The organism is Paenibacillus sp. MDV22-iso6, assembly GCF_058408365.1.
In genome coordinates, this window is the sequence record NZ_JBZVDZ010000002.1 from 477,167 (window position 1) to 489,731 (window position 12,565).

Here is a 12,565-nt window from a genome sequence, read left to right on the forward strand (position 1 = left end):
GTCCTTGTAACCAAAGGACATCGTGGTACACAGCAACGGCTAACCTCCGTTATATGGTGTTTCTCCGGCTGGATCGGTTGTTATTGTTGCGTCTACGCAGCTGCAATGGATCTGGGCCGAAGACGACGAGGTGGATGGTGCCTGGCGCAAGCCCGGCCCATCAAGCAAGAGTGGTACCGCGGAGGGATAATAACCCGCCGTCTCTTAGATGAGATGGCGGGTTATTTGTGTTTGCTGCCGGCAGCAGGGTGGGCGATGGGAATCCATAATCATGGTTTAGAAAGAAATAAGACTGGCGTGCAAGTCGACGTGCACGCCGGCATGGAATGCAAAATGAATAAACATAGAAAACGGGAAGTGAACCCCCTCGTTCCGATCCCAAAAATCCAATATACATTCAAATTTGATGGAGGTTGATGAATATGACAAAGAACAATAACAAACGGATGATTGAGATTTTTGATACAACACTGCGCGATGGAGAACAAGCACCGGGAGCGAGTCTGCAGCCTGAACAAAAAATTGAACTGGCACATCAATTGGCTTCTCTGGGCATTGACGTCATCGAGCCTGGATTCCCGATCTCAAGTCCAGGTGAGTTCGCGGCGGTTCAGGCGATTTCCAGACAACTGCAAAACGTGGAGATTTGCGGATTTGCGCGTGCGGTCAAAGGGGATATTGATGCAGCCGTTCGAGCAACGGCTGACGCAGCGCGCCGCCGGATTCACTTGTTTATTTCCTCTTCGGACATTCATATTGAGCATCAATTGCGCCGTCCGCGCAGCGAAGTCGTAGCTACCGCCCGGGAGATGGTCTCCTATGCACGTCAGTTCACGGATATTGTGGAATTCACTGCCATGGATGCGGCTCGCACAAAGATGGATGATTTGATCGAGATGGTCGAAGTAGCCATTGAAGCGGGAGCAAGTATTATCAATTTGCCAGATACGGTTGGGTACGCACTGCCACATGAATATGGAGAGATGTTCCGTCAGGTACGTGAGGGCGCAAGAGGCGGAGATAAGGTTCGATACAGCGCCCACTGTCATAATGATTTGGGCCTTGCGGTTGCCAACAGTCTGGCTGCGATTGCCAACGGTGCTTCCCAGATCGAAGTAACCATCAACGGTGTGGGCGAACGGACGGGTAACTGTGCATTGGAGGAGCTGATTATGGCTCTGGAGACGCGGGGAGATGTTATTGGCGCAACGACAAATATCAAACTGAACCAGATGTATGAGACATCCCGTCAGATTAGCCGTGCGATGCATTTCCCAATTGCATACAACAAACCGGTGGTAGGGCGCAATGCCTTCCAGCATGAGTCTGGTATTCATCAGGATGGTCTGCTTAAGAATCGGAGTACGTATGAGATTATGGACCCGGAAGCGCTGGGAATTCCACGCAGCATGATTATTCTGGGCAAACATTCCGGTCGTCACGCTTTGAAAGATCGGGTTCGTAAATATGGCTTTGAACCGGATGAGCAGCAAATGGAACAGCTGTATGAGATATTTAAAGAAACTGCCGATCAACAGAAAGTGGTCAGTGATGACCAGTTATTGCAGATGGTGAGCCAGACCATGAATATTCCTGCCCAGGATTATGAACTGGTTGAATTGCAGGTTACGGCCGGCAGCATGACGGATCGAATGGCAGCAGTTCGTATTCGCACGAGCGCAGGGGAGCAATCCTATTCTGCGGTTGGCGGTGGTCCGGTAGATGCAACGATTCGTGCGATTGGTCAAAGTATCTCGGACGACATTACTTTTGTCGATATGGAAATGCACGCACTGAGTGGAGGAGAGGCTGCGAGTGCAGAAGCTGCAGTTACTGTGGAACGTGCAGGACGTGAATTCAGAGGAACTGCCACGCACAATGATATTGTCATGGCAGCCGGTTTGGCTTATGTAGCAGCTTGCAATGCGGCCGGACTGAAGGCGGAGTCTTCCGAAAGTGATGAATCAGTGCACGCGTAATAGTACTCCAGTAAATCACATAACTTTATGTCAAAAATAAACCAGAGGCAGGCCTTGAATACAGAGGTCTGCTTTTGTCCTTTTATAGGAGAAAAATTTGAAAGAACGAATGTGTTTGTCAAGGTGTGATTATAGTTATCCACATATTCAGTGTAAATTGTGGGTAACTATCTCAAAGTCAAACCAGTAATGTTTTCGAAAATAAAAGGCTTTAGGGGATAAAATGGTCGAGTTATATTCACAAAGTTGTGGATAATGTGGATAACTCGGTGGATAAATATGGTTTTTGTGCAAAAAAAGCTATTCTACCGCCGTATAATTAAATGAATTGGATTGCTTGCTATCTTGCTTTCTTGTGGATAAATTAGAGGCTTTACAACGTAAAAATATTTTACTTGATTCGAGTGGATTTGACAAATAGGGAATCATCCTACTCAAATCTGTCTCGCTTTATTCTCAAAAAAAAGCCAATCCCGTAAGGAATCAGCTTTTGATATAAAATCCAGTCTATTTTGTTTTTTTCTTATTCCAAAGCTAATTCTTCCCACTCTTCATAAGCCTTGGCAAGTTGAAGCTTGTGATCCTCCGCTTTCTCCTGAAGCTCTTGCAGCTTCATGTAGTCCTGATATATTTCAGGCAGAGCCATCTGAGCCTCAAGCTCTGTAATCTCCGTTTCCAGCTTCGCAATCTGTTGTTCCAGAGCTTCCTGCTTGCGTTGCCGGTTACGTTCTTCGCGCTTGGCCTGCTTGTCCGCTTCGAATGAGGCGGCACCGGATTTTTCGGTTGCGGATAGACCTGGATCAGATTTGGCTGAGTTTTTGTTAGAGGCCTGGCGTGCTTCAGCAGCTTCGCGCGCAATATCTTCAAGCTCCTGTTTCTTCTCTAAATAATCATCATAATTGCCGAGGTAATGCTCTGTTCCGCCGGGATGCAGCTCGACAATACGTTCAGCCATTTTATTGAGGAAATACCGGTCATGCGAGATGAACAGCAATGTGCCCTCATAGTCCATCAGCGCCGCTTCAAGCACTTCTTTGGCGAACAGGTCGAGATGGTTCGTAGGCTCATCCAGAATGAGCATATTGGCTTCCTTGAGCATGAGCTTGGAGAGGGAGACACGAGCTTTTTCTCCACCGCTAAGAGATGAGATCTTTTTGAGTACATCATCTCCACTGAACAGGAAGTTGCCTAGTACCGTACGAATCCGTGATTCTTCCATACCTGGATATGCGCTCCACAGTTCTTCCAATACGGTATTGGAAGGATTAAGTCCCGTCTGCTCCTGATCATAATAGCCAATCTGCACCTTGGTACCCCATTGGATCTCACCGCTTACAGGGCGCAAACTTCCGGTGAGGCATTTGAGCAAGGTAGATTTTCCGATACCGTTCGGACCGATCAAAGCAACCGTTTCCCCGCGTCTTAGATCAAAAGATACATTGCGGAATAACGGCGAAGCCTCATCGTAGGCAACGGAAAGCTGATCCACACGGAGCACTTCCTTGCCGGACATCACAGCCGGTTCGAACGAGAAATGAGCTTTCTTCAAATCTCCCATCGGTTTGTCGAGTCGATCCATCTTGTCGAGTGCCTTGCGGCGGCTCTGTGCCCGTTTGGTTGTTGAAGCACGGACGATATTCTTCTGAACAAACTCCTCCATCTTGGAGATTTCATCCTGTTGTTTCTCGTATTGCTTCATCTGGCTTTCGTACTCGGCAGCTTTCAGTTCCATGTACCGGCTGTAATTGCCCGTATATTTTTTGGAGCGGTGCCGTTCGATCTCCACGATGTTCGTTACAAGCCGATCAAGGAAATACCGGTCATGAGATACAACCAGCAGGGCGCCAGAATAACCTCTCAGGTAATCTTCGAGCCACGTCAGGGTGGCGATATCGAGATAGTTGGTAGGCTCGTCCAGCATGAGCAGATCAGGGGCCTGAAGCAAAATGCGAGCAAGCGCAAGACGTGTCTTTTGCCCGCCGCTCAGTGTGGCAATCTGGGTATCTGGTGAGAATTCACCGAAGCCCATCCCGTGCAGTACACTGCGAATGCGGGTTTCCATTTCATAACCGCCATGATCCTTGAACCAGTCCGAGCGTTTCGCATAACGCTCAAGCAGATCGGCATACTTTTTTTCATCTTCCATTTGCGCGGGATCAGCAATATCCTGTTCCATCTGACGCAAATCTGCTTCCGCCTGAGTCAGGTGGCCGAATACGTTCATCATTTCTTCCCATATGGAGCGATCGGATTGCAGTCCGCTGTTCTGAGCGAGGTAACCAAGCGTTGTTTCCTTGGATTTGAAAATTTGTCCACCATCGTAGGACATTTCTCCAGCCACAATTTTGAGTAAAGTGGATTTCCCTGCGCCGTTAACACCAACGAGTCCGATGCGCTCGCGTTCTAATATTTGTAAGTTCACGCCGTCCAGGATTGGATCGACACCAAAACGTTTGATAATTCCGGATACTTGCAGCAGCATAAAATTAAGTTCCTCCATAGGTCCAGTTCTTGATATGACAACTATATCCCAGTTTACATGAAATACAGAGCAAATGCACCGATTAGGAGTGCTTGGGGCGTGTAGTCTTTTTGGTCAATCAATGATAAACTGAAAGAAGGCATGTTAATACATGAGGATTTTGCAGAAAATGAATCATTTTAACGATTCCAACACGATGACAACTGGTGCATAACATATAAATGGTTTTAATTGAGAGCTAGTTTACCTTCCCGATCAACAGGAGGTTATTCAAGGACATGCAGGATCATACGGAACAGAAAATCCGTCTTCGTTCCAAGCTGAGACAGAGCCGGGATCTGATGGATGAAAGCATGCGTCAGCAGGCGATGAGTGAGATTAATGATGTGACGAAACGGGAGCTGGAGCGCCTTAGACGGGACAAATGGAAGCTGGGGAACAAGCGGCTTATGATTTTCAGCTATTTGTCTTATGGAAGCGAAGCATCTACAGCTTTTTTATTTGAAGAAGGCTGGAAGCATGGAGATCAGATGCTCGCGCCGAAAGTGCTGACGAATCCGGCTCGCATGGAATTGCGACGTGTCATGGGTGAACAGGATATTCAGCCGGGAATATGGGGGATACCTGAACCCAAGGATTCCTCTGAAGTGCTGCAACCTGAAAGCTGGCCGGATATTGATCTTATCATCGTACCGGGGCTGGGATATGACCTTCATGGAGGGCGCATTGGTTATGGCGGCGGTTATTATGATCGTTTTGCAGAGACACTTGCAGCGAAATGTGCGATGACGGACAAAAGGCCACGGATGGCTGCATTGGTATTGCCAGGCCAGCTACAGGATGAAATTCCGATGGACCCACTTGATCTGCGAATTGATCTGTTGATAACAACCGAAGGTATATTACATATCGAATAAAGGGTTGTGATGTGATTGAATTCAGAAACGAATAACGACCAGGCTTCGGGCAGTAAACTGACTCATTTTAATGAACAGGGTCGAGCTCGGATGGTTGATATTTCGGGTAAGGAAAGTACCGTGCGCACAGCTGTGGCGGTATCCAAAGTGACGATGAATCCGGCTACGCTTGAAGCGATTCGTGAGGGTCGCATCGGCAAAGGTGACGTTCTGGCTGTGGCTCAAATTGCGGGCATTCAGGGCGCCAAGAAAACATCGGACTGGATTCCGATGTGCCATCCATTGGCATTGACGGGTGTGGATATTCGTTTTCATGACAACGGTGTCGATGAATTGCAGATTGAAGTTACGGTCAAAACCGAAGGAAAGACAGGTGTCGAGATGGAGGCGCTCACGGCGGCGTCGGCTGCGGCACTGACGATCTATGACATGTGTAAAGCCATGCAAAAAGATATGATTATCGGTCCAACCATGCTTAATTCCAAGAGTGGTGGCAAAAACGGCGATTTCAGCCGATAAGGACATTTATTTTCATAGAGGAGAAGGGTGATCTTTATGGTGTGGAGAACAGCAATCCTGACAGCCAGCGACAAAGGGGCCCGCGGGGAACGTGAGGATACGAGTGCCCAAGTGATCCGGGAACTTGTGGAAGAAGAACTGGGTGGGGAAATCGTGGAGTACCGCATCGTTCCGGATGAACCCGATGAGATTATTGCGGCTTTGATTGAAATGACAGATTATTTTCACGCTGATTTGGTATTGACCACTGGGGGAACGGAGCTTGCGATTCGTGATATTACTCCAGAAGCGACAAGGCGGGTTATTGAACGGGAAGTTCCAGGCATGGCTGAAGCCATGAGATACAGTGTTATGGGCAAGAATCGTTCTGCCATGCTGTTCCGCGGCGTATGCGGCATTCGCGGACGTACATTGATTGTCAACCTGCCAGGTACACCGAAGGGCGTGCATGAGCATTTGGCGGCCATCATGGACCAGCTTCCGGAAGCGTTGCTGATGGTTACGGGGCAGTTCAAGCAATAAGGGTTAAACAGCTATAGTAGCAGGTGTGAATTAAGCAGGAAAAATGATTGGATGTCGAGGTCTCTTTTGTGAATAATGTGGGTTATGTAAGTGGTTACATCTATGGTATGATTGACATAATTCAAAATGAAGCAAAGACATCCATGACCTTATGGCCTAGCGTGTGCATCTTTGAAGCTTGAAACGAGGAGGAATAATATCAATGTTTAGTTCCATTGGACCAACAGGTTTTATTTTGCTGGCCGTTATCGCGTTGCTTTTGTTTGGACCTAACAAGCTTCCGGAATTGGGGCGGGCAGTCGGACGCACTTTCCGTGAATTCAAAGAAGGCGCACGTGAGATTATTTCGGATGATGATTCATCCAGTCGCAAGGAGCAGGAAAAGGCGAAGCCGCTGGCATCTGATACGGCATCTGCAGACAAGCCTGAGGATAAACGCCTGCCGGAATAACTTTGACGGCAATGAAAGAGAAATCCCTTCCTGCCGGAAGGGTTTTGTATTTTAAGCTGGCAACAATGGGGGGCAGGCATGACGCAGCAGAAGGAAGAAATGACGCTTACAGAACATTTGAGTGAGCTGCGCAAGCGGTTGATTTATGTGTTGAGTATTTTTATTTTGGGGCTGGTGGCAGGCTTTCTGGTGGCGGACCCGGTGTATCAATATCTGACGAAGGCAGAGACTGCTCAGGGGTTTGTGCTGCATGCATTCTCGTTCTGGGACGGGATTGGCATCTACATGAAGATTGCCGGTCTGTTCTCACTGGTCATCACGCTGCCGTTTACGGTGTTTCAGCTCTGGAAGTTTGTCAGTCCAGGTCTCAGGCCGCGTGAGCGAAAAGCCACGTTGAAGTATGTACCTTATGTATTTCTGTTATTTCTGATCGGGTTAGCTTTCTCCTATTACGTTGTTTTCCCGATGGCACTTTCTTTTACTTCATCGATTACGGAAAAAATGGGGCTTGTCGAGACTTACGGAATGAAGCAGTATTTCAGTTTTTTGTTTGGCATTGTACTGCCGGTATCCCTGTTGTTCGAACTTCCGTTAATCATTATGTTCCTGACAGGACTGCGCATATTGAATCCCATCCGGCTTCGCAAAATGCGCAGAGTCGCTTATTTTGTCCTGATTTTCATTGCGGTTGTGGTTACACCGCCTGACTTTATTTCCGATTTTCTTGTGATGATTCCTTTGCTCCTGTTATATGAGATCAGTGTGTTTCTGTCTGGCTTTGTGTATCGCAAACAGCTTGCAGCTGATGCAGAGGCTGAATCCCGTTACATCCGTGCCGAGGATAAGCAGAGCGCAGTATAACAAGAGAGATTCCATAGGATTTTTGTAACTGTGATAATCTTGTATGGTGCCCGTCCCGGGATAAGGCGACCAGTTCTTACCCGGGAGATGAAGGGCGACAAACTTTTACGGTTATATATTCTGATGGACGGGACAAGCAGGCATATTATGTTCAACAATGGATACAATGGAAAAGGGTTGCCTGAGAACGATGCAGGAGGACTTACGGATTCTGTGGAATAAGTTAATGAGGTATTATGGCATTTACGCAGGCCAATCGGGAGTTTTTTGGCTGGGTTGGTGTAAATACAACGTAAAATCTCGTAGGAATTCATGAAAAGGACTTGAAATCATGCTTCAAGTTGAAGTATCATAAAGTTGGTTGTTAGCACTGAACACTGTCGAGTGCTAATACATATGGCTACAACCTACAATGTAACGTTATATAATTTCAAAAGGAGGCTATTTTTCATGATCAGACCTTTAGGTGAACGCGTATTGGTAGAACCACTGGAGCAAGAGCAAACAACTTCTTTCGGGATCGTACTTCCGGACTCCGCTAAAGAAAAACCGCAAGAGGGTAAAATTATTGCTGTTGGCGCAGGAGTATTGAAAGACGGAGTACGTGTAGCTCTGGAAGTGAAAGAAGGAGATCGCGTTATTTTCTCCAAATATGCCGGTACAGAAATCAAGTTCGAAGGTAAAGAATATTTGATTATGAAAGAAAGCGATATTCACGCGATTCTCGACTAATTCAAATTTAATCGGTTAACCGAACCATATAGCAACACTATTTTACACAATATACTAGGGAGGTTTTCTTACCATGGCTAAAGACATTAAATTCAGTGAAGACGCTCGTCGTTCCATGCTTCGTGGTGTGGACGCATTGGCTAATGCAGTTAAAGTAACACTCGGTCCTAAAGGCCGTAACGTGGTTCTGGAGAAAAAATTCGGAAGCCCGCTCATCACGAATGACGGTGTAACGATTGCTAAAGAAATCGAACTGGAAGATGCATTCGAGAACATGGGTGCACAACTGGTTAAAGAAGTAGCAACCAAAACAAATGATGTTGCCGGTGACGGTACAACAACTGCAACTGTATTGGCTCAAGCGCTGATCACAGAAGGTTTGAAAAACGTAACTGCAGGCGCTAGCCCAATCGGTATCCGTAAAGGGATCGACAAAGCGGTTAAAGCTGCTGTAGCTGAACTGCAATCCATCTCCAAACCAGTTGAAACCAAACAATCCATCGCACAAGTTGCGGCGATCTCTGCAGCTGACGAAGAAGTAGGCGAACTGATCGCTGAAGCTATGGAAAAAGTGGGTAAAGACGGCGTTATCACTGTTGAAGAATCCCGTGGATTCGCTACAGAGCTGGAAGTGGTTGAAGGTATGCAATTCGACCGCGGTTACATCTCTCCATACATGATCACGGATACGGACAAAATGGAAGCTGTTTTGGACAACCCGTACATCCTGATCACAGACAAAAAAATCTCCAACACGCAAGAAATCTTGCCATTGCTTGAAAAAATCGTTCAACAAGGCAAACCGCTTGTATTGATCGCTGAAGATATCGAAGGCGAAGCACTGGCGATGCTGGTTGTGAACAAATTGCGTGGTACATTCAACGCTGTAGCTGTTAAAGCTCCTGGCTTTGGTGACCGTCGTAAAGCAATGCTGCAAGATATCGCTGCCCTCACTGGTGGCCAATTGATCACGGAAGAACTGGGTCTGGACCTGAAATCCGCTGTTGTGGAACAACTGGGTACAGCTCGTCAAATCCGTGTAACGAAAGAAAACACAATCATCGTTGACGGTGCTGGTAACAAATCCGATATCGATGCACGTGTAAGCCAAATCCGTACGCAACTGGAAGAAACAACTTCCGAGTTCGACAAAGAGAAACTGCAAGAGCGTCTGGCTAAATTGTCCGGCGGTGTAGCAGTAATCAAAGTCGGTGCGGCTACTGAAACAGAATTGAAAGAACGCAAACTGCGCATCGAAGATGCCCTGAACGCAACTCGCGCTGCGGTTGAAGAAGGTATCGTATCCGGTGGTGGTACAGCGCTCATGAACGTATACAACGCGGTTGCAGGCGTAGCCCTGTCCGGTGACGAGCAAACAGGCGTAAACATCGTCCTGCGCGCTTTGGAAGCACCAATCCGTACAATCGCAGCTAACGCTGGCGAAGAAGGTTCCGTAATCGTGGAACGTCTGAAAAAAGAACAAACTGGCGTAGGCTTCAATGCTGCGACTGGCGAGTGGGTTAATATGATCGAAGCGGGTATCGTTGACCCTGCGAAAGTAACACGTTATGCATTGCAAAACGCTGCTTCCGTAGCAGCAATGTTCCTGACTACTGAAGCGGTTATCGCTGACAAACCAGAACCTGCAGGCGCTGCTGGCGTTCCTGACATGGGCGGTATGGGTGGAATGGGCGGCATGATGTAAGAAAGGTGTAAAAACCTTTTGTAATGCCGATAGATGAAGGCTCCCGAAAGGGAGCCTTTTTTCATTTACTAAGATCGAGGGAGGAAATCATTTGAGAAAGGGTACGAAGTGGACATTGTGGATTCTGGGCTTGATGCTCGCTGCAATTTTTATCAACTTCTATATGAATCTATATAGCTTTGCTTATGCGCTGATTACCGTACTTTTACTTGTATTTATGGGATGGGGGTTCTTAGCCAAGTTAAAGAACGACGTTCGACAGCATGAAGATCATCATAGAAGAGAGCATCAAACTGCGATTGATGACATCGATCAATACACCAGGTAAAACTAACCAGCATATTAGGAATAGCATTAAAGATACGTTACAAGTAAACTAGGATTAAATGAGTAAAGGCTCCCGTGAGGGAGTCTTTTTAATTTTGATTAGTATGATGATAGTCTCTACTATTGCTAAATAGACAGTAGTTAATTAAAATAAACATATGAATAATTGCTCATATATTGATACATAAGCGATATTGGAGATGATACATATGTATGATGTATTAGTTATCGGGGCTGGGCAAGCAGGCTTGGCGGCAGGTTACTATCTTCAACAGTCGGGGTTAACCTTTTTAATCGTTGATGCTGTCTCATCTGTCGGGGAATCTTGGCGTAAACGGTACGACTCCTTGCGTCTTTTTACCCCACGAATGTATGACGGATTACCCGGAATGCCTCTTAGTGGAAATAAAAATAGCCTGCCAAGCAAGGATGAAATTGCAGATTATTTTGAAAACTATGCTAAACAAATGGAGCTTCCAATAAAGTTAAACTGTTCAATCTCTCGTCTCTCGAAACGAGATGAGATGTTCTATGCTGAAACCAATGATGGAATGATAGAAGCGCGCAATATTATCGTTGCGACGGGACCTTTCCAGACCAAGAATGTTCCTCATTTTGCGAAATCATTATCCGAGAATGTAATTCAACTTCATTCATCAGAGTATAAAAACCGCTCTCAATTGCTTCCTGGAACAACAGTAGTCGTAGGCGGAGGGAATTCAGGCGCCCAAATTGCTGTAGAGTTAGCATCAGATGATAGACAAACCGTATACATATCCATAGCTCGAAATATAACATTTAGACCTTTGCATATCATGAAACGAAGTATATTCTGGTATTTCGAAAAGCTCGGAGTATTACGTGCAAGTGCAGATCGTATGGTCGGAAAATGGTTACGAAATCAGCCTGAGTACGTATATGGCTATGAGTTAAAAGAGTTGATCACTAAAGGGAAAGTTAACAAGCGTCCACGTGCTATAAATGCAATAGATAACCGCATCCTATATGAGGATGGGAGTGAGGCACCAATAGACAATATTATCTGGGCTACTGGGTTTAAACGAAATGATGATTGGATTGATATCGCTACTGCTTTTGATTCCCAAGGTGAAATTTTACACGAGAGAGGAGTATCACCGGTTGCTGGACTATATTTTGTAGGGCTGCCTTGGCAAACATCACGAGGTTCAGCACTGTTGGGATGGGTTAAATACGATGCTCAGAGAATCGTTAATCATGTGATTCAAAGGTAAGACACATCATGCTAGAGCAGATGCTAGGGATGATTAGCGAATATCATAAGTCACATTTTTGGGTATATTCCTAAAAAGAGGAGATCACAATTACAAACACTGAACTATCCAAACAGTACATATCACACGTTAGGCCGTTCCTTCATGGAGCGGCCTCTTTACACATTGGGTCTTATTTCGCAACAGTTATTTCAAAAGTAGAGTGATCATGATCCTGTATGCTGAAGCGATATTCAAATCCATTTCGAACCGTTGCTCCATCAAAATTACTCTGACTTACATCGCGATCCAATATGCCGATATCCTGAATCACGTCTTGCGCATCATTATACGTGTACTCGCTATTGGTTGTCAGAATGAGTGTAGCGATAGCGGTCAAAAAGATTCCACCCGTTGGTTCGCTGACATCACCATTCTCGTACAACCTGACTTCTTGTACTTTTTGATCTGAATTTAATGTACCAACCAATCGTAATTTATCATTGAATACATACTCGAAAGCGCCAGTGCCCTGCTCGGAAGAGTCTTTCATATCCAAGCGGGTAATACTCAAACCATTTAGTCGGTATTTGCCCACGGCGCCATTAAACTTGTTTTTGAATTCCTCCGTTGTCATATGGAAGCCAGAGGCATTCGTTTGAGTTAGAGGTGCGTGATCTTCCTCTGTTGTAACAGCGCCAGATTCTTGTTTCTCCGTCTGATCTGTCCCAGATGATTGCGGAGGATTTGAAGGTAAAGCCAGCATACCATACATTCCTATCGAAGCAATTGCAAAACATGCCGCCGTTAGCAAAACATGCTTTATCGGTATCCGGTT

The 12,565-nt window shown here is 46.1% G+C and carries 13 protein-coding genes and 1 other annotated feature (1 of these 14 only partly in view); of the genes, 11 read left to right on the forward strand and 2 right to left on the reverse strand.

What is annotated here, in order from left to right; all coding sequences use genetic code 11:
- Positions 1-208, forward strand: a binding site (T-box leader); it begins 137 nt to the left of the window's first position.
- Positions 209-422: 214 nt separating this feature from the next.
- Complete coding sequence (locus AC4PM4_RS08370; protein WP_491613334.1) at positions 423-1,979, forward strand: 2-isopropylmalate synthase; 1,557 nt, start codon at positions 423-425, stop codon at positions 1,977-1,979.
- Between the two features lie 523 nt (positions 1,980-2,502).
- Here AC4PM4_RS08370 and AC4PM4_RS08375 read toward each other — a convergent pair.
- Positions 2,503-4,461, reverse strand: a complete 1,959-nt coding sequence (locus AC4PM4_RS08375) for an ABC-F family ATP-binding cassette domain-containing protein (protein WP_491613416.1) — start codon at positions 4,459-4,461, stop codon at positions 2,503-2,505.
- A 278-nt stretch (positions 4,462-4,739) separates the two neighbouring features.
- On the opposite strand from AC4PM4_RS08375, the gene AC4PM4_RS08380 reads away from it, so the two are divergent.
- The 10 genes from AC4PM4_RS08380 (at position 4,740) to AC4PM4_RS08425 (ending at position 11,748) form a co-directional block, all read left to right on the forward strand.
- Positions 4,740-5,378 (forward strand): 5-formyltetrahydrofolate cyclo-ligase, encoded by a 639-nt coding sequence (locus tag AC4PM4_RS08380; RefSeq protein WP_072734326.1) that lies wholly within the window; start codon positions 4,740-4,742, stop codon positions 5,376-5,378.
- 15 nt (positions 5,379-5,393) lie between these two features.
- On the forward strand, positions 5,394-5,897 hold the full coding sequence (moaC, locus tag AC4PM4_RS08385; protein ID WP_082935190.1) for a cyclic pyranopterin monophosphate synthase MoaC: 504 nt from the start codon (positions 5,394-5,396) through the stop codon (positions 5,895-5,897).
- A 36-nt stretch (positions 5,898-5,933) separates the two neighbouring features.
- The gene (locus AC4PM4_RS08390) at positions 5,934-6,419 is read left to right on the forward strand and encodes a MogA/MoaB family molybdenum cofactor biosynthesis protein (protein ID WP_024630749.1); all 486 of its coding nucleotides are present in this window, start codon (positions 5,934-5,936) and stop codon (positions 6,417-6,419) included.
- A 202-nt stretch (positions 6,420-6,621) separates the two neighbouring features.
- A complete protein-coding gene (locus tag AC4PM4_RS08395) occupies positions 6,622-6,870 on the forward strand; it encodes a twin-arginine translocase TatA/TatE family subunit (RefSeq protein WP_111620477.1) in 249 nt (82 codons plus the stop codon).
- 78 nt (positions 6,871-6,948) lie between these two features.
- Positions 6,949-7,731: a twin-arginine translocase subunit TatC gene (gene tatC, locus AC4PM4_RS08400; protein ID WP_063564478.1), complete on the forward strand. Its 783-nt coding sequence runs from the start codon at positions 6,949-6,951 to the stop codon at positions 7,729-7,731.
- Between the two features lie 87 nt (positions 7,732-7,818).
- Positions 7,819-7,953: a hypothetical protein gene (locus tag AC4PM4_RS08405; RefSeq protein WP_256336542.1), complete on the forward strand. Its 135-nt coding sequence runs from the start codon at positions 7,819-7,821 to the stop codon at positions 7,951-7,953.
- A 228-nt stretch (positions 7,954-8,181) separates the two neighbouring features.
- Complete coding sequence (groES, locus tag AC4PM4_RS08410; protein WP_024630746.1) at positions 8,182-8,463, forward strand: co-chaperone GroES; 282 nt, start codon at positions 8,182-8,184, stop codon at positions 8,461-8,463.
- Positions 8,464-8,536: 73 nt separating this feature from the next.
- Positions 8,537-10,168 (forward strand): chaperonin GroEL, encoded by a 1,632-nt coding sequence (gene groL, locus AC4PM4_RS08415; RefSeq protein WP_063564477.1) that lies wholly within the window; start codon positions 8,537-8,539, stop codon positions 10,166-10,168.
- Positions 10,169-10,259: 91 nt separating this feature from the next.
- The gene (locus AC4PM4_RS08420) at positions 10,260-10,496 is read left to right on the forward strand and encodes a hypothetical protein (RefSeq protein WP_063564476.1); all 237 of its coding nucleotides are present in this window, start codon (positions 10,260-10,262) and stop codon (positions 10,494-10,496) included.
- A 199-nt stretch (positions 10,497-10,695) separates the two neighbouring features.
- Complete coding sequence (locus tag AC4PM4_RS08425) at positions 10,696-11,748, forward strand: flavin-containing monooxygenase (RefSeq protein WP_491613417.1); 1,053 nt, start codon at positions 10,696-10,698, stop codon at positions 11,746-11,748.
- A 172-nt stretch (positions 11,749-11,920) separates the two neighbouring features.
- On the opposite strand, the gene AC4PM4_RS08430 is transcribed toward AC4PM4_RS08425, so the two are convergent.
- A complete protein-coding gene (locus tag AC4PM4_RS08430; protein ID WP_090953139.1) occupies positions 11,921-12,493 on the reverse strand; it encodes a hypothetical protein in 573 nt (190 codons plus the stop codon).
- Positions 12,494-12,565: the final 72 nt, after the last annotated feature.